This window comes from Microbacterium proteolyticum, from assembly GCF_030818075.1.
GTDB classification, from domain to species: Bacteria; Actinomycetota; Actinomycetes; order Actinomycetales; family Microbacteriaceae; genus Microbacterium; species Microbacterium proteolyticum_A.
Genome location: NZ_JAUSZZ010000001.1, coordinates 3,613,070 through 3,636,639, shown reverse-complemented (window position 1 = coordinate 3,636,639; position 23,570 = coordinate 3,613,070). Strand labels below are relative to the sequence as shown.

Below are 23,570 nucleotides of genomic sequence, written 5' to 3'. Positions count from 1 at the left end.
AACGCGCCGGAGTAGCCGGGTGATTCCGCCCGTCCTCCTCTCGCGCTTTCAACGGGAGCATGGATACATTCTCTCGGGCTCTCCCCGATCTGCGGAGGGAGCCCCAGCTCCAAAGATGCGCGGAGCGATGACGAAGGGATGTATCGGTGACACGACGGGCAGCCGATGCGTCGTCGTGGCCATCGTGCTCGTCCCTGCAACCTTCTCGCGCCAGGGGGAGCACGGGGTGATGGTCGCGCACGGCGGCGGCCGTCCGCGCCGCGCCGCCCCGGGATCATGCTGCTCTATCTCGGTCCGGCGTTCTTCGTCGACGCCGCCGACGTGTGGTGGCTCCCGTGGCGCACGTTCCGCGTCCCTGCGCTCACCGGGTCGGCCGTCCCCACGGCGCTCGCCGCCATCGCAGCCTTGGGCGCGCTCGTCGCGCCCGACCCGGACGCGCGCCGTGCGCTCCTTGTCGTGAGCTGCGCGTGCCTCGCCGTCGTTCCGCCCCCACGCCCGACACGAAAGAGTCCCGATGACCGATCACGCCCTCGAGGTGCGACACCTCACCAAGACCTACGGCTCCCGCACCGCCGTCGACGACGTCTCGTTCGCGGTCCGTCGCGGCACCATCGTGGGACTGCTCGGCCCGAACGGCGCAGGCAAGTCCACGACGCTGCGGACGATCGTCGGGCTGTCGGCGCCGACCCGCGGCGAGGCCCTCGTCGACGGCGTGCCGTTCGCCCGCCTCGCACAGCCCTCGGCGCACATCGGCGTGCAGATGGACGGCTTCGGATTCGAGGTCGGCATCACCGCACGCCGACACCTCGAGGTCGCGCGCCTCGCGGTCGGTGCGCCGCGGAGCCGGGTCGACGAGGTCCTCGACGAGGTGGGGCTCACCGCCGACGCTCGTCGGCGGGTGAAGTCGTTTTCGACGGGCATGGTGCAGCGGCTCGGACTCGCCACGGCTCTCGTCGGCTCGCCCCGGACGCTCGTGCTCGACGAACCCTCGAACGGCCTCGACCCCGACGGCATCCGTTGGCTCCGCCGTTACCTGCGGGATTTCGCCCGGGCCGGCGGTACCGTTCTCGTCTCGAGTCACCAGCTCGCCGAACTCGAGAACACCGTCGACGAGGTCGTGATCCTGAAGCAATCGGTGCTGTTCTCCGGCGCCCTGAGTGACCTCGTCCCGGGCGACGGTGGTGCGTCGCTCGAGGAACGCTACTTCGACCTCGTCGAGGGGTGCCACGCGTGATCGGCGTCATCCGCTCCGAATTCCTCCGCGCGCGCAGCGGTGCGAACACGCTCGCGGTCCTCCTTCTCGGCGCGTTCATCCCGGTGATCGTCCTGACCAGCGACGACACCCTGGGACGGATCACATCGATGGATGCCGCCACCACGACGTCGCTCCTGCTGGCACCGCTCGCGTGGTCGTTCGTCGTGGCGGGGTTCGCAGGCGCCTTCGGAGTGACGCGGGAGTTCTACTACGGCTCGATGGGTCGGACGATCGCACAGATCGGCTTCCGGCGCGCATTCATCGCGAAGGGGGCCGCCTCGATCATGAGCGCGATCGTGCTCACGACGGGAATCGCCGCCGCGTGGTGCGGGGGCGCTGCGATCGTGCTTAAAGTGAACGGTCTGGCGTTCGCCCCGAGCGTCGAGGCCATCCGCACCGTCCTCGGGGCGTTTCCCGGGGCGGTGTTCGGCGCGATTCTCGGCTCCGCGGTCGGATGGATCATCGGCAACTACTATGCCGCCGCCGCCATCGCCCTGGCGGGACCGATCGCGTTCGAGATGGGGTTCCTCGGGTCCGCCCCAGACGTCGCACGTTTTTCACCCGGGCTTTCTCTCGCCGCCCTCGCGTCGCCAAGTGATCATCCGGTCCTGCTCGACCCGTGGATCGGCCTCGTCGTGGCGTTGGGCTGGACTGTCGTCCTGACAGCCGCAGGGTGGGTCGTCGGACGTCGGCGGTTCCAATGAGCGCGTCCGTGCCGCCGCTGCTCGGGCTGGCACGCGCCCTGCGCGCGCAGACTCGAGCCGCGGCCGGAGATCTGCCCCTCCTGGGGATCTGCCTCGCAGCCATCGTGCTGTCGGCGTCGATCGGCGCGAGCGTGCCTGACGTCTCGTTCGCGCCCGAAGAGGCGAAGTCCGCGATCGTAGAACCGCTGTCGACCGTGATCGCGGTCTACTCCGCGGTCATGGCGACGATCTACGGATCGTTTCGTTACACCGTCGACCGGCGCGGGGGAGTCGTGGCTCAACGGGCGACATTGCAGCCGCGGCGGTGGGGTCTCATCGCGCGGATTCCGTTCACCGCGCTCGGCGGCGTGCTCGTCGCGCTGGCGTCTCTGCTCGGCGGCCACGCGGCGTTGGCCGCGACCCTGGGCACGCGCGGCCTCGCGCCCGCCACACTCGGCGACGTCGCGATCGTCGGCGCGGCTGCGGCGGTGTGGGGATTGAGCATGGGACTGCTGGTGCAGGCCCATCTGCCATCGCTGTTCGTCGCCCCGCTGACGCTCAGCGCGGCGCTCCTGATTGCGCCGCTTTGGCCCGCCGTCGCGGCTTGGTTACCGTTACCGGCTCTGCTGCGCGCCGTCGGTTTCGACCTGACCCCGCTCGGCATCGACGTCGTCGTCGGTCCGCCATCCGGTGCGGCAGCACCGCTGACTATCGCCTGGCTGGTGTTGCTGCTCATCGGGGGCTCGGGAGCCTTCCTCCGCCGCGACTTTCGATGACACGTCGCTGCGGCCGGTCACACCGGCCCATGCCGCCGAATCCGCACGGGCCCCGGCCACGCCGGGTGTTGCGTCAGACGTTGACCCGCGCGACGACCTCGCCGTACTCGGTCTCGCCGACGGGCTCGAAGCCTGCATGGAGGAAGAACGACTCGGGGCCGCCGACTCCCGGTTCGTAGATGACGTCGACGTGGTCCATGCCGCGACGGCGTGCCTCGCTGAGGAGCTCGCCCAGCGCGAAGCTGCCCACACCGCGACCCTGGTCGTCGGCGTCGACGTTGATGCGCCACAGGACCGAGCGGAAGTGCTCCTCGGGGGCATCCGGATCGAAGTTGGCGCTGACGAAGCCGACGACCTCATCGCCGTCGACCACGACCCGCTGCCACGACGTCTGCGGGTTGCTCACCGTCGCGGCGATGCCATAACTGACGGGCGCGAGGAACTGCTCCTGCCCGGGCTTGAGCGACAGGGTGTTCACGGCCACGATCGTGGCGGCGGACAGTTCGACGAGACGCAGGTCAGCCATGCGCCCAGGCTATCGGCACGTCCCGGCCAGTCCCAAGATCGAATGCCGCCGCATGCGTTCCCCGTCACTCGGGCGTCGCGCGCCTGACTCCTCACGTTCATCCGCCAGCGGATCGTCGATGCGGAACCGGAGCGGCGGTTCGCAGAACTATCTCGACATCAAGAGACTTTACCGCGGTGCGATAGGCTGATCCGGCAACCCTGGCCGCCTCTACGGAGAGATCTGACGTGCCCGATTCCACCATCATCTACACGTACACCGACGAGGCGCCGGCTCTTGCCACCGCGTCGTTCCTGCCCATCGTGCAGGCCGTCACGAAGCAGGCGGGTGTCGACGTCGAGACCCGCGACATCTCGCTCGCCGGCCGCATCCTCGCGGCCTTCCCGCAGCGCCTGACCCCCGAGCAGCAGGTCGGCGACGCGCTCGCCGAGCTCGGCGGCCTGGCGACGCTGCCCGAGGCGAACATCATCAAGCTGCCGAACATCTCGGCATCCATCCCGCAGCTCAAGGCCGCCATCGCCGAGCTGCAGGCGCAGGGGTACGACATCCCCGACTACCCCGACGAGGCGTCGAGCGTCGAAGACAAGGACGTGCGCGCCCGCTACGACCGGATCAAGGGCTCCGCCGTGAACCCGGTCCTGCGCGAGGGCAACAGCGACCGCCGTGCGCCTCTCGCGGTGAAGAACTACGCGAAGAAGCACCCGCACCGCAACAAGGCATTCGGTGAGGGCTCGAAGACCCGCGTCGCCACTCTCGGCCACGACGACTTCCGCTCGAACGAGAAGTCCGTGGTCATCCCCGACGACGACGTCCTGACCATCCAGCACCTCGCCGCCGACGGCACCACGAAGACGCTGAAGGAGGGCCTGAAGGTCCTGCAGGGCGAGATCGTGGATGCCACCTTCCTCTCGGCCGCAGCGCTCGACGCGTTCCTCGCCGACACGCTGGCGCAGGCGAAGGCCGACGACGTGCTCTACTCGGTGCACCTCAAGGCGACCATGATGAAGGTCAGCGACCCGATCATCTTCGGCCACGTCGTCAAGGCGTTCTTCGCCGACGTGTTCGACCGCCACGGCGAGGCGCTCGCCGCCGCAGGGCTCACCCCGAACGACGGTCTCGGCTCGATCCTCGCCGGACTGTCCAAAGTCGAGGGCGGCGACGCGATCGCCGCAGAGATCCGTGACGCCCTGGCATCCGGCCCCCGCCTGTCGTACGTCAACAGCGACAAGGGCATCACCAACCTGCACGTCCCCTCCGACGTCATCGTGGATGCCTCGATGCCCGCGCTCATCCGCAACGGCGGCAAGCTGTGGGGCGTCGACGGCGGGGAAGACGACACGCTCGCGGTCATCCCCGACTCCTCGTACGCCGGTGTGTACCAGGCGACCATCGAGGACGTCATCGCCAACGGTCCTCTCGACCCGGCCACCATCGGCTCGGTGCCGAACGTGGGCCTCATGGCCCAGGCGGCCGAGGAGTACGGCAGCCACGACAAGACGTTCGAGATCGCGGCTCCCGGCCGCGTGCAGGTCGTGGCCTCGAACGGCGACGTGCTGCTCGAGCACGAGGTCAGCACCGGTGACATCTGGCGCGCGACGCAGACGAAGGACGTGGCCGTCCGCGACTGGGTGAAGCTCGCCGTCACGCGAGCGCGCGCCACGGGTGTTCCCGCGGTGTTCTGGCTCGACGAGAGCCGCGCCCACGACCGCAACCTCATCGCCAAGGTGCACGAGTACCTCGCCGACCACGACACCGAGGGGCTCACGATCGAGATCCTCGCCCCGGCCGAGGCCACGACGTACTCGCTCGAGCGCATCCGCCGCGGTGAGGACACCATCTCGGTCACCGGCAACGTGCTCCGCGACTACCTCACCGACCTGTTCCCGATCCTCGAGGTCGGCACGAGCGCCAAGATGCTCTCGATCGTGCCCCTGCTCGCCGGCGGTGGCCTGTTCGAGACGGGCGCCGGCGGTTCGGCGCCCAAGCACGTGCAGCAACTCGTCGAGGAGAACTACCTCCGTTGGGACTCGCTGGGTGAGTTCTTCGCCCTCGCGGCGTCGCTCGAGCACCTCGCCGACATCACGGGTAACGACCGTGCTCGCGTGCTCGCGCAGACCCTGGATGCCGCGACCGGCACGTTCCTCGAGAACGACAAGTCGCCCGGCCGTGCCCTCGGCACGATCGACAATCGCGGCAGCCACTTCTACCTCGCCCTGTACTGGGCGCAGGAGCTGGCGCAGCAGACCCAGGATGCCGAGCTGGCCGAGGTCTTCGCCCCGGTCGCCGAGAAGCTGGTCGCCGACGAAGAGACGATCGTCTCCGAACTCAACGCGGTGCAGGGTCAGAAGGCCGACATCGGCGGCTACTACCGCCCCGACGCCGATCTCGTCGAGAAGGTCATGCGCCCCTCGGCCACGCTGAACGCGGCGGTCGACGCCCTGCGCTGATCCACCATCCCGAGAGGGGCGGATGCCATTGCGGCATCCGCCCCTCTGTCGTCTCCCGGTGCGTCATGTCACCTGGGTGAGCGTGCGGCGAGTGCCGGCGCGTGGGCGGTGACTTCGGGCATGTGTACGGTTTCGGGCCGTCGGCGCGGGCATTCGGCGCAAGTCAGCGGGGGGTGGGTGGCGGGTGGTCTGGCGGTGACTTCGGGCATATGTACGGTTTCGGGCCGTCGGCGTGTGCATTTGGCGCAAGTCAGTGGGTGGTGGGGACTCGCGCATTGAGGTGAAGCCTGAGGCGCGGCCCGGCCGGCCGTGCGGGTTGTGGCCGAGGTCGACGGGGTGGCTGGGCGGTGACTTCGGGCATATGTACGGTTTCGGGCCGTCCGCGCGGGCATTCGGCGCAAGTCAGTGGGAGGTGGGTGGCGGGTGGTCTGGCGGTGACTTCGGGCATATGTACGGTTTCGGGCCGTCCGCGCGTGCATTCGGCGCAAGTCATCGAGTGGTGGGGACTCGCGCGTGACGTGAAGCATGTGGCGCGGCCCGGGCGGCCGTGCGGGTTGTGGCCGAGGTCGACGGGGTGGCTGGGCGGTGACTTCGGGCAAATGTAGGGTTTCGGGTCGTCGGCGTGGGCATTTGGCGCAAGTCAGCGGGGGTGCGTGGCGGGTGGTCTGGCGTTGACTTCGGGCATATGTACGGTTTCGGGCCGTCGGCGCGGGCATTTGGCGCAAGTCAGCGGGGGGTGGGTGCTTGGGCGATGACTCCGGGCGTGTGACGGGGCACGGGTCTCGCGGCGTCGTACCCGCCACGTCGGCGCGGGCGCGCGGGCTTCGTGGCGGGAGCCCGCGGCGGTGCGGCGCGCGGCGGGGGAGGGCCACCCGTGACGCGACGCAGCGACGGATCACGGCAGACGAAAGAGGCGGGGGCGGATGCCGATCGGCATCCGCCCCCGTCGAGGTCACCCGCTCAGTAGTGCACCGAGACCTGGGTGCCCTTGTACGCCCAGTCGTACAGCTCCTTGGCGTTGTTGACCGTGAGGTTGACGCAGCCGTGGCTCATCGGGGTGCCGAAGTTGTTGTGCCAGTAGGTGCCGTGGAAGCCCTCGTCGCCGTTGAAGTAGGCGACCCACGGCACGTCTTTGGTGCACCAGTCGTACCCGGGGGCACAGCCCATGTCCTGCATCGGCGTCTTCCACCCGATGCGGTACTCGCCCGTGTGGGTCTCCCATCCGCTCTTGCCCGACGACATCGACCAGTTGCGATACACCTGGCCGTTCTCGTACAGCGTGACCGTCTGGGCGCTGAGGTTCACGTCGATGCGACGCTCGGTCTTCGCCGTCTCGAAGGGCGTCTCGGAGACAGCCAACGCGTAGCGGCCGTTCCCCTCGGCGAGCTGCGCGGCGAACGCGGCGGCGATGCCGTTCGTGTCGCCGAGCGAGCGACCCGTCTGGCCTTCGGTGAGCGTCTTGATGACCTCGCCGCCGCTGTCGACGATGACGTCGGCATCGACCGCGGCGCGGTCCACGCTGCCGGCCAGGCCCGCGACGGCATTCTGGATCGCCGCCTCGTCGGCGGAGATCGCGAACTCTCCGGTGCCGTCGGGCGTCACGGTCAGCCACGACGCCGCGGTGGCGCGATCGACGGGAACCGTCCGCTCGTCGCCGATGTAGAAACCCGCGGAGTCCAGGATGCCGTTGAGCTTCGCCACGGCGGCGTCGGCCTCTTCGGTGGTCACGGTGGCGTCGACGGGGACGAGGCCCGCCTCGACGCTGGTCGCGGGGGTGCCGGCGTCGAAGGCCGACTGCAGCGCGGCCGTGATGACCGAGACGTCGAGGCCCTCGCCGGCTTCGGCGGGGGTCGTCACGTACGCCTGGGCGCCGGCGTCGTACGCCAGCGATGCGTCTCACCGGTGCACGGTAAGCGCCGGGCGAACGGTCGCGCAGGGCCGCGGCAGCCTCGGCGGCGTCGACCTCGATCGAGACGCCGGTGCCGGCGGGGAACCACGACGCGGGCTTCCACATCGGGTTGTCGGAGAAGGCCTTCTCGGCGAGAGCCGGAGCGTCGACCGTGGCGCCGAGGTCGGCGCCCGTGACGGTGACCTCACCGGCGGGGCTCTCGATCGTGACCGTCGTTTGCGCGAGGCGGGTCTCGATGGCCTGCGCCGCGGCGCCCGCGGTCAGCCCGCCGATCTGCACACCCGCGACGGAGGCGCCCGGGGCGATGAGCACGAGCGACGCGGCGATGAGCGCGACGGCCGTTGCGGCGGCAGGGATGCCGATCCACAGGCCGGAGCGGTTCTTGCGCGTCTTCGGCTCGGCCGGAGCCCAGGCGTAGGTCGCGCCGTCGGTGCCGTCGGTCATGTGAGGTACCCCCCGGTAGTCAGTCTTCCCATGTTATTAGACCGTGCTGCGCATTCACCGGGAGGCATGTCACGGTCTGATCACGCCGATCAGGGTCCGGGGGTGAAGACCTTGCCGGGGTTCAGGATGCCGAGCGGGTCGAAGACACGCGCGATGTCGCGCTGCAGCTGCCACTGGTCGTCGCCGAGCTCGTCGGCCAGCCAGCGGCGCTTGAGCACGCCGATGCCGTGCTCTCCGGTCAGCGTTCCGCCGAGCGCGAGGGCCGCGCGGAAGAGCTCTTCGGCGGCGTCCCACACCACCGGCGGCACATCGGGGCCGTCGAAGACGAAGTTCGGATGCAGATTGCCGTCGCCCGCGTGCGCGACAGCGGGGATGACGAGACCGAACTGCCGCTCGATCCGCGCGATCTCATCGAACATGTCGGGCAGCGCGCTGCGGGGGACCGAGACGTCTTCGATGAGCGTCGTCCCGAGGGTCTCCATGGCGGGGTGCATCGCCCGGCGGACGGCCAGCAGCGCCTCTCCCTCGGCCGCATCGGCAGCCACGGTGACGGCCCCACCCGCGTCGCGCAGCAGCTGGGCGATCGCGCGGGCCTCCTCGGCGGCGACGGGGCCGTCGGTCTGGATGGTCAGCTGCGCGGCGCCCGCGGACGGAGCCGGCAGAGACAGCAGGCGGTGCACGGCCGCGAGGCTCGTGGCATCCATCAGCTCCATGATCGCGGGCTGGACACCGGATGCCGTGACCGCGGCCGACGCGACAGCCGCCGTCCGGGCCGTGTCGAACACGGCGGTGAGGGTGACCCGCTCACCCTCGACGAGGCGCCGGAGCTTCAGCGTCGCCCCGACCACGACGCCGAGCGTGCCTTCGGAGCCGATCACGAGCGAGGTCAGGTCGAGGCCCGTCACGCCCTTCACGCTGCGGTGGCCCAGGTGCATCAGGCGTCCATCGGCGAGCACCAGGTCGACACCGAGCACCGCGTCGCGCACCACCCCGTACTTCGCGCAGAGCAGACCGCCGGCTCCCGTGGCGATGTTGCCGCCCACCGTCGAGATCGCGCGGCTGGCGGGATCGGGTGCCCACCACACGCCGTGCGGCTCGAGAAGGCCGTTCAGGTCGGCGTTCAGGATGCCGGGCTCGACCACGGCGAGCAGGTCGTCGGCTCGCACCTCGAGCACGCGGTCCATGCCGCGCACCGACAGGCTGATCTCGCCACCGCCGGTGTTGGCCCCGCCGGCGAGGCCCGTGCCCGCACCGCGCGGGACGACGGGCGTGCGCGTCGCGGTGGCGATGCGCATGACGGCCTGCACATCGGCGACGGATGCCGCGTGGATGACGGCGAGCGGGAGTCCGTCCGCCGCATGGCCCGACTTGTCGGCTCGGGCGGCCTCGAGGGAGGCGGTGGAAGTGTCGACGCGCTCACCGAGCTCCGCCCGGAGCAGCGAGACGGCGTCGACGGCGTTCACGCCAGGCGCCGGCGACCGTTCAGCGCGCCCAGCACCACGGCGACGATCGCGAAGCCGAGACCGATCCACGCCTGGCCCATGCTCCACCACGCGACGGTGGCCGCCGCGTAGACGAAGAGCTCGACGATCGCCCGCACGAAGGGGTGCACCGCGAGGACGGCGCGCGGGGAGACGAACAGCGCCCACACCACGATCGCGAGCGCGGGTGCGCCGATACCGGCGACGATGTTCCACGGGAACGGCCACGCGAGGAAGCCCCAGATGGCGAGGGTCACGAAGGCGAAGAGGCCGCACAGGACGCTGCCGATCTCCAGCCCGGACGGCCGTCGGCGCATGCCGGGGGCCAGGGGCGCCTGCGCGCGGACGTTGCGGGAGTCGGTCACCCGCCCATTTTACGCGGGCCTCGCTCCCCGGTATCCGCGATCCCTCGGCGTCGAGCCGAAGCCGCGCCTCGCGCGTTCCTGTGGAGGAACGGTGGATGCCGAGACACGCGGGGCGCGGGAGGGTTTACCCGCTAAAGTGGCACCGTCGCGACTGGCGTTGAGGTGGGCCACCACCGGGGAGCGACCGCTTGACGGTATTCGACCGCACGCCTGGGTCGATGCGGTATCTCCGCGGACTCGCCGAGTCCGTGGCATCCGGAACCATCGTCAAGGAGATCGCATGACCGATCCGTACTTCAACGCCCCTCTCTCGGAGGTCGACCCCGAGATCGCCGAGGTCCTCGAGCGCGAGCTGAACCGTCAGCGCGGCTTCCTCGAGATGATCGCCTCCGAGAACTTCGTGCCCGTGTCGGTGCTGCAGTCGCAGGGCTCGGTGCTCACGAACAAGTACGCCGAGGGCTACCCGGGCCGCCGCTACTACGGCGGCTGCGAAGAGGTCGACGTCGCCGAGTCGCTCGCGATCGAGCGCGCCAAGGCCCTCTTCGGCGCCGAGTTCGCCAACGTCCAGCCGCACTCGGGTGCGTCGGCGAACGCCGCCGTGCTGCACGCGATAGCGCGCCCCGGCGACACGCTGCTCGGCCTCGCCCTCGACCAGGGCGGTCATCTCACGCACGGCATGAAGATCAACTTCTCGGGCCGCCTCTACGACATCGTCGCGTACGGCGTCGACCCCGAGACGAGCGTCATCGACATGGACGAGGTGCGCCGCCTCGCCCTCGAGCACAAGCCGAAGGTCATCATCGCCGGCTGGTCGGCGTACCCGCGCCAGCTCGACTTCGCCGCGTTCCGCGCGATCGCCGACGAGGTGGGAGCACTTCTGTGGGTCGACATGGCGCACTTCGCCGGTCTCGTCGCCGCGGGCGTTCACCCCTCGCCGATCCCGCACGCCCACGTCGTCTCGACCACCGTGCACAAGACGATCGGCGGCCCCCGCTCGGGCCTCATCCTCACCAACGACGAGGGTCTCGCGAAGAAGATCAACACCGCGGTCTTCCCGGGCCAGCAGGGTGGCCCGCTCATGCACGTGATCGCCGCCAAGGCGACCGCGTTCAAGCTCGCGATGACGCCGGAGTTCAAGGAGCGTCAGGAGCGGACCCTGCGGGGCGCGTCGATCCTGGCCGACCGTCTCACCCAGGACGACGTGAAGAACGCCGGTATCGCCGTGCGCTCGGGCGGCACCGACGTGCACCTCGTGCTCGTCGACCTGCGCGACGCCGAGATGGACGGCAAGCAGGCCGAAGACCTGCTGCACGACATCCACATCACCGTCAACCGCAACGCCGTTCCGAACGACCCGCGCCCGCCGATGGTGACCTCGGGTCTGCGCATCGGCACCCCGGCGCTCGCGACCCGCGGCTTCGGCGATGCGGAGTTCACCGAGGTGGCCGACATCATCGCGCTCGCGCTCATCCCCGGCGCCGACGTCGAGGCCCTGCGCGCGCGCGTCGCGAAGCTCGCCGACGCGTTCCCGCTGTACCCCGACCTGCAGCAGTGAGCCCCGCCGGGGCGGGGTCGCTTCGCGGCGGTCCCGTCCCGGCATCCGGCCGGCGTCGCGGCGGCGTCGGGGCCCGGCATCCCGTCAGGCATCGGCAGACCGGTCGCGGCAGGCGGGCGTGCGACTCCCGGCACGCTCCGGCGGGGCCCGGCCGGCGCCGGGTGCGGCGTCTCGGGTCCGGTGCCCGCCCCGGTGCGGCGTCCCGCCTCGTGCGGCGTCCCGCCCCGGTGCGGCGTCCCGCGTCGTGCGGCGTCCCGCCTCGTGCGGCGTCCCGCCTCGTGCGGCGTCTCGCCCACTGCCGGTGCGGCGGCGCGAACCCGGCATCCGCTGCCCGAGGCCCACACACATAAACACGATTCGTGCGCAGAAACGCGCCGACATCGTGTTTCCGCGCAGGAATAGCGTTTACGCGGGGGTGACCCGCCGAACGTCACACCACACGACACGAACGACACACGGAACGAACGACACACGGAACGAGGGATGCCATGACGGCGACCATTCTCGACGGCAAGGCCGCCTCGGCGGCGATCAAGGCGGAGCTCACCGAGCGGGTCGCCGCCCTGCGCGAGCGGGGCATCGTGCCCGGCATCGCGACCGTGCTCGTGGGGGCAGACCCGGCGTCTCAGCTGTACGTCGGCATGAAGCACAAGCAGTCCGAGGCGATCGGTATGAACTCGATCCAGGTCGAGCTGCCCGCCGAGGCGACGCAGGAAGAGGTCGAGGCCGTCATCGACCGGCTGAACGCGGACCCCGCGTGCCACGGCTACATCGTGCAGCTGCCGCTGCCGAAGCACATCGACACCGACGCCATCCTCGAGCGCATTGATCCGGCCAAGGATGCCGACGGCCTGCACCCCACCAACCTCGGTCGCCTGGTGCTCAACGTCAACGCGCCGATCCTCACGCCGCTTCCGTGCACGCCCCGCGGGGTGATCGAGCTGCTGCTGCGCAACGATTACGACCTGAAGGGCAAAGAGGTCGTCGTCGTCGGCCGCGGTGTGACCATCGGCCGCTCGATCGGCCTGCTGCTCACCCGCCGCGAGATCAACGCCACCGTGACCCTCACGCACACGGGCACCGCCGATCTGTCGAAGCACCTGCGCGACGCCGACGTCATCGTGGCCGCCGCGGGCGTCAAGCACATCGTGCGCGCCGAAGACGTCAAGCCGGGTGCCGCCGTGCTCGACGTCGGCGTCACGCGCGAGATCGACCCCGAGACCGGGAAGTCCCGCGTGTTCGGCGACGTCCACCCGGACGTGGCCGAGGTGGCGGGCTTCGTCTCGCCCAACCCGGGCGGCGTCGGCCCCATGACTGTCGCCCTGTTGATGACGAATGTCGTCGAGGCTGCGGAGCGCGCGTCGGCCGTCTGACGTGAACCGTACGGTGCCGCCGCCTGAACAGACGGCGCTGCCGATGCAAGGGTGTACGCGGGATGCCGCGCGACGTGGGATCGTATGAACATGACTGAGTCCGTGCTGAACGACCTCCTCCGCCGCGTCTCCGAGAACGGCCTGCTCGACGACGCCCAGATCGACGAAGACAGCGTCATCGGTGCCGGACACCTGGATGCCGCGGGCGTCGAGGTGGAGGTCGACCTCGACCCCGAGCTCGACGACGAGGGCGAGCCCGACCTCGACGCCATCGTGGGCAACCTGCGGGACATCCTCGCGGTGAGCGAGGAGCGGTGGCGAGCGATCATCGAAGAAGTCGCGAGCGACATCGAAGATGCGCTGGAGGACGACGAGCTCGATGCCGACGTCGACCTGCGCACCGACCTCGAGGCGATCGGCGTGGGCGTCTTCGCCGACGCGATCATCGTCGTTTTCGCCGGCGAGACCTCGTTCCCCGACGCGCTGGTCCACGTGCAGCTCACGCCCGAACTCGAGGTCGAAGACATCGAGATCATCGGCGACGATGAAGACGATGAGGACGACGACGAGGACTGACGCTCAGGTGAGGGCCGCGGACGTTCGATGACGTGCGCGGCCCTCGCCGTTCCTGCCCCCGGGCGCCGTGGCATCCGCGTGAGGCGAGAAACGCCGTCCCGAGCGTGACCCGCCGTGAGGCGGAGTCTTCGACTCGGGACGGCGTCTGCTGCGACGGCCGGGCGGCGGTGGCGGCGCTGTCGCGCTGAATCAGGCGATCGCGGCGCGCAGCGCGGCGGCGGCGGCGCCCACGTCGGGCGCGCTGTAGATGGCGCTGCCCGCGACGGCGATCTTCGCGCCCGACTTCTGCACGTCGGGGATGCTCGAGGCGTTCACGCCGCCGGCGACCGAGAACGGCACGCCCGAGGCTTCGCCGTCGCGCAGCAGCGTGCCGAAGGTGAAGCCCTCTTCGGCCTGCTCGTCGAGGCCGGCGTGCATCTCGACGAACTCGGCGCCGAGAGCGACGACCTCCTTCGCGCGGGCCGGCTTGTCGGCGACGCCGATGAGGTCGACGACGACACCCTTGCCGTGCTTCTTGGCGGCCTTGACCGCGCCGGCGATGGTGCTGTCGCCGGCCGAGCCGAGGACGGTGACGAGGTCGGCGCCGGCGCTGAACGCGATGTCGGCCTCGAGCTCACCGGCATCCATCGTCTTGAGGTCGGCGAAGACGACCTTGTCGGGGTGCGCCTGCTTGATCGCGGTGATGGCCGAGAGACCCTCGCTCTTGATGAGCGGGGTGCCGAGCTCAAGGATGTCGACGTGCGGCGCTGCGGCGGCGGCGAGGTCGAGGGCGGCTTCGGTGGACAGGGTGTCGATGGCGAACTGCAGCTTCATGAGGGTCCTTGCTTTCTGCGGGTGGGTTATTCGAGGTTGGCGTGACGGGGCCACAGGTCGTCGGCGTCGAGGCCGGAGCGCTGCCAGAGGGCGTCGAAGATCGCGTCGCCCACGAGCACGACGGCCTGCTCGAAGAGGCTGCCGGCGTACTGCGCCGAGGCCGCGCCCGAGCGGTCGAGCTTGGCTGCGGCGGGGACGACGACGAGGGCGTCGGCGGCGCGCCCGAGGGGGGAGTCGGATGCCGTGGTGATCGCCGCGATCTTCGCCCCGACGTTCGTGGCCGTCTCGGCGGCCCGCACGATCCCGGTCGTCGTGCCGGAGCCGCTGGCGGTGAGGAGCGCGTCTCCGGCGCGGATGGCGGGCGTCGTGGTGTCGCCGACGACGTGGACGTCGAGGCCCAGGTGCATCAGGCGCATCGCGGTCATGCGCAGGGCCAGCCCCGAGCGTCCCGCGCCGAGCACGAAGACGCGGTCGGCGCCGGTGAGCACGTCGAGCACGCGGTCGAGGTCGCCCGGCTCCGCCACGAGGCGGTCGACGACGGATGCCACTTCCGCGGCGATGCGGGAGAGGGAGCGCTCGACGGTGGCGGCGTCGGAAGAGGGCATGGCCCCATGCTGCGTCTGGCGCGATGCTCATGCTGCCGGTCGATGGCAGGGGTGGACCTACCCGAACGGGTAGGTGCGCACGATGGGCTAGGTTGGGCCCGTGACCGACGCCCCCGCCCTGCCTTCGCCGGCCTCCCGTGCACTCGTGATCGAGCACGAGCGCGTCGTCGCGGAGCAGGCCGACCGGCATGCCGTGACCCTCGAATCCGTGCTGGCAATCCTGCGGTCCACCCGTCTCGACGACCGCGCTGCTCGCGCCCTCGCGATCGAGGCCGCCGCGGCCGCTCTCGTCGTGCTGCGCACCTCGACCGACAGCCAGCGCAGCGCGCTGCTCGAGCCCGTCACGGGCGCCTTCGCGCGCCTGCGCAGCGACCTACGACCCCTCGTTCGTCACGGCGATCTCGACGTGCAGTTCGTCGAGCCGCCGACCACCGGCCGGGCGCTCCCTGGCGAGGTCGCGCATGAGGCGCGGGCGATCGTGCGCAGCGCCGTGCTGGCCCTGCTCGACCGTGGGGCACCGCACCGGGTGCGCATCCAGTGGGACTGCGACGGCCTGAACCTGCTGATCGGCATCCGCGACGACGGCGAGGGGCGTCTCACCGCGCACGACGATTCCCTGCGGCCGATCGTCGAGCGGGTGAGTGCGCTCAACGGGGCGTTCGACGTCGCCTCGACCCCGGGGTGGGGCTCCGAGTTGTCGGTACGGCTCCCGCTCGACCCTCCGGCGCGACCCGACTTCCTCGATGACGCGGTCGACCTCAGCCCCCGTGAGCGCGAGGTGCTGAGCCTCGTCGTCGCCGGCTCGCGCAATCGCGCGATCGCGACGCAGCTCGGCATCAGCGAGAACACCGCGAAGTTCCACGTGTCGAATCTGCTCCGCAAGGCCGGTGTGACCACGCGGGCGGAGCTCGTGGCGCTGGGGGCGGCGCGGGTTCCGTGATCGGGGCGCGGCCCTGCGAACGCCGCGTTCCCGCCGAGAAACGCTTTCTCGTGGGGAACGCGATTTCTTACACAGAGCAGCGGTCCGCGTGGAGGAGACGCCGCCTCAGGCGAGTCTGAGTCGCCGGTCTTGCGCTCGCGCGGTGTTCCCCGCCGATACACGCCGTCTCGTGTGAGGCACGCGGTGAGACGCCGTTTCTACGCAGCGCAGCGTTTCTCGCGGAGGAGACGCCGCCTCAGGCGAGTCTGAGTCGCCGGTCTTGCGCTCGCGCGGCGTTCACCGCGGATAAACCCCGTCTTGTGCGAGACACGCGGTGAGACGCCGTTTCCTGCACGGCGGTGCGTCTCTCGCGGAGAATGCCGCCTCAGTAGCTTGTGCGTTCCTCGCCGCGGCCGGTGACGAACCGCGCCGCGAGGGCCTCCGACGCCCGGGCCAGCAGCGCCACGTCGGCGCCCACGGCGACGAAGTCGGCGCCGGCGTCGAGGTAGGCCTCGGCCACCGCAGGGTCGAAGGCGTTCACGCCGACCGGGGTCCCGGCATCCCGGCACGCGGCGAACACGGCGTGCACCGCCGCCACGACGTCGGGATGCGACTGCTGCCCGAGCAGACCCATGGATGCCGAGAGGTCGGAGGGGCCGACGAAGACGGCATCCACCCCCTCGACGGCGGCGATTTCGGCGGCGGCGGCGACTCCGGCGGTCGTCTCGATCTGCACGGTGAGAGACACGTGGCCGGAGGCGTCGGCGAGGTACCCGTCGACGCGGTTCCAGCGCGCGCTGCGAGCGAGCGCGCTACCGACGCCGCGAACGCCCGCCGGCGGGTAGCGCGTCGCGGCGGGACGGCGGCGCGGGCCTCGTCGGCCGACGAGACCATCGGCACGATGAGGTTCTGCGCGCCGACGTCGAGCACCTGCTTGATGACGACCGGGTCGTTCCAGGGAACGCGCACGACCGGGGTCACCGGGTAGGCCGCGGTGATCTGCAGCAGGGTGAGCACGGTCTCGAGCGATGTGGCCGAGTGCTCCATGTCGATCAGCAGCCAGTCGAGGCCCGAGCCCGCGGCGATCTCGGCGGCGACGGGGCTGCCCGAGCACACCCACATGCCTGCGAGAGGGCGATCGGATGCTGCGAGCACGGCCCGGAAGGTCGGGGTCAGACGAAGCGGCACGAGATCGTTCCCATCGGTCCGTAGTCGCAGAAGACGTCGTCGCCCCGCGACACCCACATCGGGCGCGTGAACGATCCTGCCAGGATGATCTCGCCCGCTTCCAGCCGGGCGCCGTGCTGAGAGAACTTGTTGGCGAGCCACGCGACGCCGGTCGCGGGGTGGCCGAGCACACCCGCGGCGACGCCGGTCTCCTCGATCTCGCCGTTGCGGCTCAGGACGCCGGGAACCCAGCGCAGGTCGATCTCGTCCTGTCGCTTGTGCACATCGCCGAGCACCATCGCGCCGTAGGCGGCGTTGTCGCTGATCGTGTCGACGATCGTTCGTCCCTCCAGTTCGATGTGCGAGTTGAGCACCTCGAGCGCGGGGACGGCGTAGTCGATCGCGGCGAGGGCGTCGTCGAGGGTGCAGTCGGGGCCGGCGAGCGGTTCCTTCATCACGAACGCGAGCTCGACCTCGATGCGGACGTTGGAGAAGTGCTCGACGGGGATCTCGTCGCCCGAGCGGTAGACGGTGTCGTCGAACATCACGCCATAGTCGGGTTCGGTGATGCCCGTCGCCTGCTGCATGGCCTTGGAGGTCAGGCCGATCTTGCGCCCCACGAGCGTGCGACCCGCGGCGAGCTGCGTGTCGCGCCAGCGGCCCTGGATGCGGTACGAGTCGTCGACCGTGGCATCCGGGAATCTCGCCGTGATGCGCGGGATGACCGAGTGGGTGCGGTCGGCCTCGGCGAGCTCGGCCGCAATGGCGTCGATCTGGTCGTCGGTGAGCATGGATCTCCTTCTTGTTTCGCGTGAGGGGTCAAGAAGTGTCGCCTGGCGCTCGTCTCGGCGACAAAGCTTGACTCCTCACGCGATGTGGGGCGGCGTTAGAGCTGGTTGCCGAGCTTGAACTCGGAACCGGATGCCGTGGGCTCGGGCGCGCGGGTGTAGCTGAAGCCGTCGGCGCCGATGGTCACGGCCATCTCGCTGTTGTCCTCGCGGGCGCGGACCGGCTGCGGGTGGCCGTCGAGGTCGAGCACGAGGGAGCCGTCGGTGTACCACGACGGGACGACGGGGTTGCCCCACCAGTCGCGGCGCTGGTTGTCGTGCACGTCCCACGTGATGACGGGGTTGTCGGGATCGCCGGTGTAGTAATCCTGCGTGTAGACCTCGACGCGGTGACCGTCGGGGTCGCGCAGGTACAGGTAGAACGCATTCGAGACGCCGTGGCGGCCGGGGCCGCGCTCGATGGCATCCGATCGGCGGAGGGCGCCGAGCTTGTCGCAGATGGCGAGGATGTTGTGCTTCTCGTGCGTCGCGAAGCACACGTGGTGCATGCGCGGGCCGTCGCCGCCGGTCATGGCGGTGTCGTGCACGGTGGGCTTGCGGCGCATCCAGGCGGCGTACACCGTGCCCTCGGCATCCTGAATGTCTTCGGTGACGCGGAAGCCGAGGGCCTGCATGAAGTTGACCGCGCGCGGGACGTCGGGGGTGATCTGGTTGAAGTGGTCGAGGCGGACGAGCTCGCCGGGGGAGTGCAGGTCGTAGCGCCACGACAGGCGCTCCTGGTGCTCGGTGTCGAAGAAGAACTCGTACGGGAAGCCGAGCGGATCGACCACGCGCACCGAGTCGCCGATGCCCTTCGTGAAGCCGTTCGGCTCGCGGCGCACGTCGCAGCCGAGCTCCTCGTAGAACGCCACCGCCTTGTCGAGGTCGTCGGACGACCGCACGCGATACGAGAACGCGGCGACCGCGGCGACCTCGCCCCGGCGCAGCACGAGATTGTGGTGGATGAACTCCTCGGTGGAGCGGAGGTAGATCGCCTCGTCGTCCTCCTCGGTGACGTGCAGGCCCAGCACGTCGACGTAGAAGACACGGGATGCCGCGAGGTCGGTGACCACGAGCTCCATGTACGCGCAGCGCAGGATGTCGGGCGCGGGTGAGGTGGGGGTGGGGATCGGGTCGTCGGAGACGATCGGGGCCTCCTGGGTCACCCAGAACCCGGAGGAGGTCTTCTGTTCTTCGGTGTGCTTTGCCATTTCGCGTCCTTGCGTGGAGTGGTCGGCGGGTCGGGGGTGGCTTCGACGGGCTCAGCCACCGTGTGGCGGGGGAGGTCCCTGAGCTTGTCGAAGGGGCCGGGGGTTCGTGGGTCGGGGGTGGCTTCGACAGGCTCAGCCACCGGCGGCGGGCTCAGCCACCGGCGGCGGGCTCAGCCACCGGGGCGGGCTCAGCCGCCGGCAGAGGTCCCTGAGCCCGTCGATGGGCCCGGGCTCAGTGCCCCGGCGCCTTGCCGAACGTGGGGTTGTGGGCGGGGCCGAGCGTGATGTGCACGGCCTGCTGGTCGGTGTAGAAGTCGATCGAGCGGTACCCGCCCTCGTGGCCGAGGCCCGAGGCCTTCACCCCGCCGAAGGGAGTGCGGAGGTCGCGGACGTTGTTGGAATTCAGCCACACCATGCCGGCTTCGACGTTCTGCGCGAAGTTGTGGGCGCGCTTGAGGTCGCTCGTCCAGACGTAGGCGGCGAGACCGTACTTCGTGTTGTTGGCCAGCGCGAGCGCCTCCTCGTCAGTGTCGAAGGGGGTGATCGCCACGACCGGGCCGAAGATCTCCTCCTGGAAGATGCGCGCGTCGGGGGAGACGTCGGCGAAGACGGTGGGCTGCACGAAGTTGCCCTCGGGGAACTCCTCGGGGCGGCCGCCGCCGGCGACCAGGCGCCCCTCGGTCTTGCCGAGTTCGACGTACGACATGACCTTGGCGTAATGCTCGGGGTGCACGAGCGCGCCGACCTCGGTCTCCGGGTCGTCAGGGAAGCCCACCTTCACGCGCTCGGCCTGAGCGGCGTAGCGCTCGACGAAGTCGTCGTACACGTCGCGCTGCACGAGGATGCGGCTGCCGGCCGTGCAGCGCTCGCCGTTGAGCGAGAAGACGCCGAAGATGGTCGCGTCGATCGCGGCATCCAGATCCGCGTCGGCGAAGACGATCGCCGGGCTCTTGCCGCCGAGCTCCATCGACAGGCCCTTCAGGAAGGGCGCGGCGTTGGCGAAGATGAGCTGACCCGTCGAGCTTTCCCCGGTGAACGAGATGAGCGGCACGTCGGGGTGCTTCACGAGCGCGTCGCCGGCATCCTCTCCGAGCCCGTTGACGAGGTTGAACACGCCCTCGGGAAGGCCCGCCTCCTCGAAGATCCCGGCCCAGAGCGATGCCGACAGCGGCGTGAACTCCGCGGGCTTGAGCACCACGGTGTTGCCGGTCGCGAGTGCGGGGCCGAGCTTCCACGACTCGAGCATGAACGGGGTGTTCCACGGCGTGATGAGGCCCGCCACGCCGATCGGCTTGCGGTTGACGTAGTTGAGCTGACGGCCCGGCACCTTGAAGGCGTCGTCGGTCTGCGCGACGATCAGGTCGGCGAAGAAGCGGAAGTTCTCCGCCGCGCGTCGGGCCTGGCCAAGGGCCTGGGTGATCGGCAGCCCCGAGTCGAACGACTCCAGCTCCGCCAGGCGCTCGTCGCGCGACTCGACGAGGTCGGCGATGCGGTGCAGCACGCGCGAGCGCTCGCGGGGCAGCATGCGCGGCCACGGCCCCTCGGTGAACGCCTTCCGTGCCGCGGCGACGGCGAGGTCGATGTCGGCCTTCTTGCCGGCCGCGGCCTGCAGGTAGGTCTTGTTCGTCACCGGGTCGAGTACGTCGAACGTGTCTCCGTCGACCGAGTCGACGAACGAGCCGCCGATGTAGTGCTGGATGCGCTCGGGCAGGTCGGCCGGGATGCGGCGGGCGGTGGTGAGCGGGGTGGTCATGAGGGCTCCTTCGTTGGAGGGGTGGATGCCACGGCTGAGCCCGTCGTGACGGCGGGCGGTGGTCATGGCATCCACAATCAAAAAGCGGGGAGGCCGAGCACCTGATCGGGGTGCTCGTGGATCATGTACGCGTCGAGAGTGGCCGAGCGGTGACGGCGCGAGACCTGCTCGATCTCGGCGAGCGGGGCGCCGGTCTCGATGAGGACGAGGATGTTCTCGTGCTCGCGCACCGACTCCGCGGCGCGGCCGGGCACGAAGCTGAAGGTGGAGTCGCGCAGGTGCCCCAGACGGGCCCACTCGGCCTGTACGAGTTCGAGCATGCGCGGGTTGGCGCACTTGGCGAACAGGATCGCGTGGAACTCCTGGTTCAACGCGGTGAAGGCGCGGGGGTCGAAGTGCGCGAGCGTCTCGACCATGAGCTCGTTGACCTCGCGGGCGCGGCGCACGTCGTTCGTCGTCAGCGCCCGGGCCGACAGGGCCGTCGCCGCGCCCTCGAGCAGGCTCAGCGCCTGCATGCTGAAGCGGTAGGCGGTGTCGTCGACCATCGAGACGCGGGCACCGACGTTGCGCTCGAAGGTGACGAGACCCTCGGCCTCGAGCTGGCGGATCGCTTCGCGCACCGGCACGACGCTCATGTCGAGCTCGCCGGCGATGCTCCCCAGCACGAGCCGGTAGCCGGGCGTGAACTCCTGCGAGGCGATGCGCTGCTTGATCCAGTGGTACGCCTGCTGCGACTTGCTCTGACCGGGGGCGGTGGTCGCGCTCGCGGCGAGGCCGGCGAGGGTGCCCGGGCGGGGCGCGGCGGTCGCCGGGCTCGCGGCCGCGGGGATGTCGGCATCCATCACGCGTTCCTTTCGCTCTCGTAACGGGCGCGCCACTCGGCGTTCATCGGGAACAGTCCCTCGATGGGGTGACCGGATGCCACCTGCCCGGCGATCCACGCGTCCTCTTCCTCCTGGGCGAGGGCGGCGTCTGCCACCTCGTCGGCCAGGGCGGGTGGGATGACGATCACGCCGTCGCCGTCGCCGACGAGGATGTCGCCGGGCTCCACGGTGGTGCCGCCGCAGCCGACGGCGACGTCGGTCTGCCAGGGCACGTGCCGGCGTCCGAGCACGGCGGGGTGCGGGCCGGCGGTGAACACGGGGATGCCGACGGCGGCCACGGCCTCGGCGTCGCGGACGCCTCCGTCGGTGACGATCGCGGCGGCGCCGCGGGCATGCGCGCGGATGGCGAGGATGTCGCCGAGCGTTCCCGAGCCGGTCTCACCGCGAGCCTCGATGACGATGACCTCGCCCTCGCCGACCGCGTCGAACGCGCGCTTCTGCGCGTTCTGGCCGCCGCCGTGGGTGGCGAAGAGGTCTTCGCGGTGCGGGACGAACCGGAGCGTCCGGGCCGTGCCGACGAAGCGGCTGCCCGGGGTGAGCGGGCGCACGCCGTCGATGGTGACGTCGTTCAGGCCGCGCTTGCGCAGCTGGCCGCTGAGGGCGGCGACGGGGATGCGCTCGAGCTTCGCGCGCAGCGCGGGGGAGAGGGCGGAGGCCGGGGTCTCGGCATCCGTCACGGGAACAGGGGATGCGACGGCAACAGGCTGATCCGCCGGATCCTGGCCTGTTTCGGTGACATCTCCTGTTCTCGGCGCGGTGTGGGGCGCGGCGGCGTCCGTCACAAGAACAGGGGATGCGACGGGGACAGGGCGATCGGCCGGATTTCCACCTGTTCCGGTGACGTCTCCTGTTCTCGTGGCAGTGGAGGCCGCCGCAGCCTCTGCCGATCCCCACGCCTCGGTGCGCTGCGTGTCGTCGACCGCGGGGAGCGAGCCGATCGCGGCATCGAACGCGCGCTCGCCCTGCACCACCGTGGTGCGGAGCCTGGCGGTCGAGAGACTGCCGGCATCCACCTGCACCTCGACGACCTGGCCCGGCGTGACCACCGACGAGCCCGCGGGGGTTCCGGTGAGCACGACGTCTCCGGTCTCGAGGGTGAAGTGCTGCGACAGGTCGGCGACGATCTGGGCGAGCGAGAAGATGAGTCCCGCGGTCGTGTCGTCTTGCACGAGGTCGCCGTCGACCCAGGTGCGCAGGCGGAGGTTCGCCGGATCGACCGCGCGAGCGTCGAGGAGCGCCGGGCCGAGCGGGGTGTACCCGTCACCGCCCTTGGAGCGCACGTTCGAGCCCTTGTCGTTCGCGCGCAGGTCGTAGAGACCGAAGTCGTTCGCGGCGGTGACGGATGCCACGTGCGACCACGCGGCATCCGGAGTCACCCACCGGGCCGGCTCGCCGATGACGAGCGCGATCTCACCCTCGAAGGCGAGGAGTTCGGTGCCCGCGGGGCGCACGATCTCGGACTCGGATGCCGCGAGCGAACTCGACGGCTTGAAGAAGTAGGACGGGGCGGCCGGGCGGCGGCCGCGCTGATCGGCGCGCGAGGCGTACGAGAGGTGGACGGCCACGATCTTGCCGGGGCGTGTGCCGAGGACGGCGAACCGGGGGTCGGTGGTGTCGGTCATGATGCTCCCTCGCGTCGTATCTGAAATCGTATATGATCGTGTGTACGCGCCGCAAGACTCGGTGTCGGTGGTGCGCGGTCGAGCTGAGCGGGCCGAACTCCTCACCCTTCGTCGCGATCCGTACGTCTGAGATGAGCCAGGGCTCGTTGCGACCGGTTGCTCAGGAGTTCGGCTCGCCGGAGTTCCGGCCCGCCCGATGTTCGGGCTGCGCGGTCGGCTCGCCCTGCGCGCGGTCGGCTCGCCCTGCAGCTATGCGGCTCGCCCTGTGCGCGCTCGGCTCGCCCTGCTCCCGTGCGGCTCGCCCTGCATCCGGGCGGCTCGCCCTGCTCCCGTGCGGCTCGCCCTGCACCCGTGCGGCTCGCCCTGCGCGTGGCCTGCT

General features: G+C 70.4%; 19 protein-coding genes, 1 pseudogene and 1 riboswitch. Of the genes and pseudogenes, 8 read left to right on the top strand and 12 right to left on the bottom strand.

The genetic code is table 11. The annotated features are described in order from the left end of the window. The first annotated feature begins 514 nt into the window (after window positions 1–514). From QE392_RS16845 to QE392_RS16835, 3 genes are all read left to right on the top strand, one after another. Window positions 515–1,234, top strand: a complete 720-nt coding sequence (locus QE392_RS16845; protein WP_307453716.1) for an ATP-binding cassette domain-containing protein — start codon at window positions 515–517, stop codon at window positions 1,232–1,234. Further along, window positions 1,231–1,959, top strand: coding sequence for an ABC transporter permease (locus QE392_RS16840; protein ID WP_307453714.1), 729 nt, complete (start codon window positions 1,231–1,233; stop codon window positions 1,957–1,959). Before QE392_RS16845 ends, QE392_RS16840 begins: the two co-directional genes overlap by 4 nt. 104 nt (window positions 1,960–2,063) lie before the next feature. After that, entirely contained in the window at window positions 2,064–2,714 is a 651-nt protein-coding gene (locus tag QE392_RS16835; protein ID WP_307453712.1) for a hypothetical protein, read from the top strand. A gap of 73 nt (window positions 2,715–2,787) precedes the next feature. On the opposite strand, the gene QE392_RS16830 is transcribed toward QE392_RS16835, so the two are convergent. Further along, window positions 2,788–3,240, bottom strand: coding sequence for a GNAT family N-acetyltransferase (locus tag QE392_RS16830; RefSeq protein WP_307453709.1), 453 nt, complete (start codon window positions 3,238–3,240; stop codon window positions 2,788–2,790). Window positions 3,241–3,467: 227 nt separating this feature from the next. On the opposite strand from QE392_RS16830, the gene QE392_RS16825 reads away from it, so the two are divergent. Next, window positions 3,468–5,687, top strand: coding sequence for an NADP-dependent isocitrate dehydrogenase (locus tag QE392_RS16825; RefSeq protein WP_307453707.1), 2,220 nt, complete (start codon window positions 3,468–3,470; stop codon window positions 5,685–5,687). A gap of 960 nt (window positions 5,688–6,647) precedes the next feature. Here the strand turns inward: QE392_RS16825 and QE392_RS16820 are convergent. From QE392_RS16820 to QE392_RS16810, 3 genes are all read right to left on the bottom strand, one after another. Further along, window positions 6,648–7,544: a L,D-transpeptidase family protein gene (locus QE392_RS16820; protein WP_307453705.1), complete on the bottom strand. Its 897-nt coding sequence runs from the start codon at window positions 7,542–7,544 to the stop codon at window positions 6,648–6,650. 585 nt (window positions 7,545–8,129) lie between these two features. Continuing rightward, window positions 8,130–9,503, bottom strand: a complete 1,374-nt coding sequence (locus QE392_RS16815) for an FAD-binding oxidoreductase (protein WP_307453703.1) — start codon at window positions 9,501–9,503, stop codon at window positions 8,130–8,132. Next, window positions 9,500–9,886: a YrdB family protein gene (locus tag QE392_RS16810; RefSeq protein WP_307453701.1), complete on the bottom strand. Its 387-nt coding sequence runs from the start codon at window positions 9,884–9,886 to the stop codon at window positions 9,500–9,502. The genes QE392_RS16815 and QE392_RS16810 overlap by 4 nt, the downstream gene beginning before the upstream one ends. Before the next feature lie 137 nt (window positions 9,887–10,023). After that, window positions 10,024–10,109, top strand: a riboswitch (ZMP/ZTP riboswitch). 57 nt (window positions 10,110–10,166) lie between these two features. Here QE392_RS16810 and glyA point away from each other — a divergent pair. From glyA to QE392_RS16795, 3 genes are all read left to right on the top strand, one after another. After that, a complete protein-coding gene (glyA, locus tag QE392_RS16805) occupies window positions 10,167–11,441 on the top strand; it encodes a serine hydroxymethyltransferase (protein ID WP_307453699.1) in 1,275 nt (424 codons plus the stop codon). Between the two features lie 488 nt (window positions 11,442–11,929). Then, entirely contained in the window at window positions 11,930–12,814 is an 885-nt protein-coding gene (locus QE392_RS16800) for a bifunctional methylenetetrahydrofolate dehydrogenase/methenyltetrahydrofolate cyclohydrolase (protein ID WP_307453697.1), read from the top strand. 90 nt (window positions 12,815–12,904) lie between these two features. Continuing rightward, window positions 12,905–13,390 carry a cytochrome C5 gene (locus QE392_RS16795; RefSeq protein WP_307453694.1) on the top strand — a complete coding sequence of 162 codons (486 nt, stop codon included), beginning with the start codon at window positions 12,905–12,907 and terminating at the stop codon, window positions 13,388–13,390. A 189-nt stretch (window positions 13,391–13,579) separates the two neighbouring features. Here QE392_RS16795 and hxlA read toward each other — a convergent pair whose 3' ends face one another. Together hxlA and hxlB are read right to left on the bottom strand one after the other, a co-directional pair. Further along, window positions 13,580–14,203 carry a 3-hexulose-6-phosphate synthase gene (gene hxlA, locus QE392_RS16790; protein ID WP_307453693.1) on the bottom strand — a complete coding sequence of 208 codons (624 nt, stop codon included), beginning with the start codon at window positions 14,201–14,203 and terminating at the stop codon, window positions 13,580–13,582. A gap of 26 nt (window positions 14,204–14,229) precedes the next feature. Further along, window positions 14,230–14,808: a 6-phospho-3-hexuloisomerase gene (gene hxlB / locus QE392_RS16785; RefSeq protein ID WP_307453691.1), complete on the bottom strand. Its 579-nt coding sequence runs from the start codon at window positions 14,806–14,808 to the stop codon at window positions 14,230–14,232. 100 nt (window positions 14,809–14,908) lie between these two features. Between hxlB and QE392_RS16780 the strand changes: the two genes are divergently transcribed. After that, window positions 14,909–15,748 (top strand): helix-turn-helix transcriptional regulator, encoded by an 840-nt coding sequence (locus QE392_RS16780; RefSeq protein ID WP_307453689.1) that lies wholly within the window; start codon window positions 14,909–14,911, stop codon window positions 15,746–15,748. A 364-nt stretch (window positions 15,749–16,112) separates the two neighbouring features. On the opposite strand, the pseudogene QE392_RS16775 reads toward QE392_RS16780, so the two are convergent. The 6 genes and pseudogenes from QE392_RS16775 to QE392_RS16750 form a co-directional block, all read right to left on the bottom strand. Further along, a pseudogene (locus QE392_RS16775) lies at window positions 16,113–16,915 on the bottom strand (aldolase/citrate lyase family protein). Beyond that, entirely contained in the window at window positions 16,900–17,685 is a 786-nt protein-coding gene (locus QE392_RS16770; protein ID WP_307453687.1) for a 2-keto-4-pentenoate hydratase, read from the bottom strand. Before QE392_RS16770 ends, QE392_RS16775 begins: the two are co-directional and overlap by 16 nt. A 95-nt stretch (window positions 17,686–17,780) precedes the next feature. Beyond that, window positions 17,781–18,932, bottom strand: a complete 1,152-nt coding sequence (gene hpaD / locus QE392_RS16765) for a 3,4-dihydroxyphenylacetate 2,3-dioxygenase (protein ID WP_307453685.1) — start codon at window positions 18,930–18,932, stop codon at window positions 17,781–17,783. 232 nt (window positions 18,933–19,164) lie between these two features. Continuing rightward, entirely contained in the window at window positions 19,165–20,685 is a 1,521-nt protein-coding gene (hpaE, locus tag QE392_RS16760) for a 5-carboxymethyl-2-hydroxymuconate semialdehyde dehydrogenase (protein WP_307454183.1), read from the bottom strand. 77 nt (window positions 20,686–20,762) lie between these two features. After that, window positions 20,763–21,527, bottom strand: coding sequence for a GntR family transcriptional regulator (locus QE392_RS16755; RefSeq protein WP_307453684.1), 765 nt, complete (start codon window positions 21,525–21,527; stop codon window positions 20,763–20,765). Further along, window positions 21,527–23,191, bottom strand: coding sequence for a fumarylacetoacetate hydrolase family protein (locus tag QE392_RS16750; protein WP_307453682.1), 1,665 nt, complete (start codon window positions 23,189–23,191; stop codon window positions 21,527–21,529). Before QE392_RS16750 ends, QE392_RS16755 begins: the two co-directional genes overlap by 1 nt. Window positions 23,192–23,570 lie beyond the last annotated feature (379 nt).

Excerpts from the sequence above, each read along its gene's own strand:
- QE392_RS16845 (WP_307453716.1), top strand. The coding sequence starts at position 515 with ATGACCGATCACGCCCTCGAGGTGCGACACCTCACCAAGACCTACGGC.
- QE392_RS16830 (WP_307453709.1), bottom strand. The coding sequence starts at position 3,240 with ATGGCTGACCTGCGTCTCGTCGAACTGTCCGCCGCCACGATCGTGGCC.
- glyA (WP_307453699.1), top strand. The coding sequence starts at position 10,167 with ATGACCGATCCGTACTTCAACGCCCCTCTCTCGGAGGTCGACCCCGAG.
- QE392_RS16800 (WP_307453697.1), top strand. The coding sequence starts at position 11,930 with ATGACGGCGACCATTCTCGACGGCAAGGCCGCCTCGGCGGCGATCAAG.
- QE392_RS16795 (WP_307453694.1), top strand. The coding sequence starts at position 12,905 with ATGACTGAGTCCGTGCTGAACGACCTCCTCCGCCGCGTCTCCGAGAAC.
- hxlA (WP_307453693.1), bottom strand. The coding sequence starts at position 14,203 with ATGAAGCTGCAGTTCGCCATCGACACCCTGTCCACCGAAGCCGCCCTC.
- hxlB (WP_307453691.1), bottom strand. The coding sequence starts at position 14,808 with ATGCCCTCTTCCGACGCCGCCACCGTCGAGCGCTCCCTCTCCCGCATC.
- QE392_RS16770 (WP_307453687.1), bottom strand. The coding sequence starts at position 17,685 with ATGCTCACCGACGACCAGATCGACGCCATTGCGGCCGAGCTCGCCGAG.
- hpaD (WP_307453685.1), bottom strand. The coding sequence starts at position 18,932 with ATGGCAAAGCACACCGAAGAACAGAAGACCTCCTCCGGGTTCTGGGTG.
- hpaE (WP_307454183.1), bottom strand. The coding sequence starts at position 20,685 with ATGACCACCCCGCTCACCACCGCCCGCCGCATCCCGGCCGACCTGCCC.
- QE392_RS16755 (WP_307453684.1), bottom strand. The coding sequence starts at position 21,527 with ATGGATGCCGACATCCCCGCGGCCGCGAGCCCGGCGACCGCCGCGCCC.
- QE392_RS16750 (WP_307453682.1), bottom strand. The coding sequence starts at position 23,191 with ATGACCGACACCACCGACCCCCGGTTCGCCGTCCTCGGCACACGCCCC.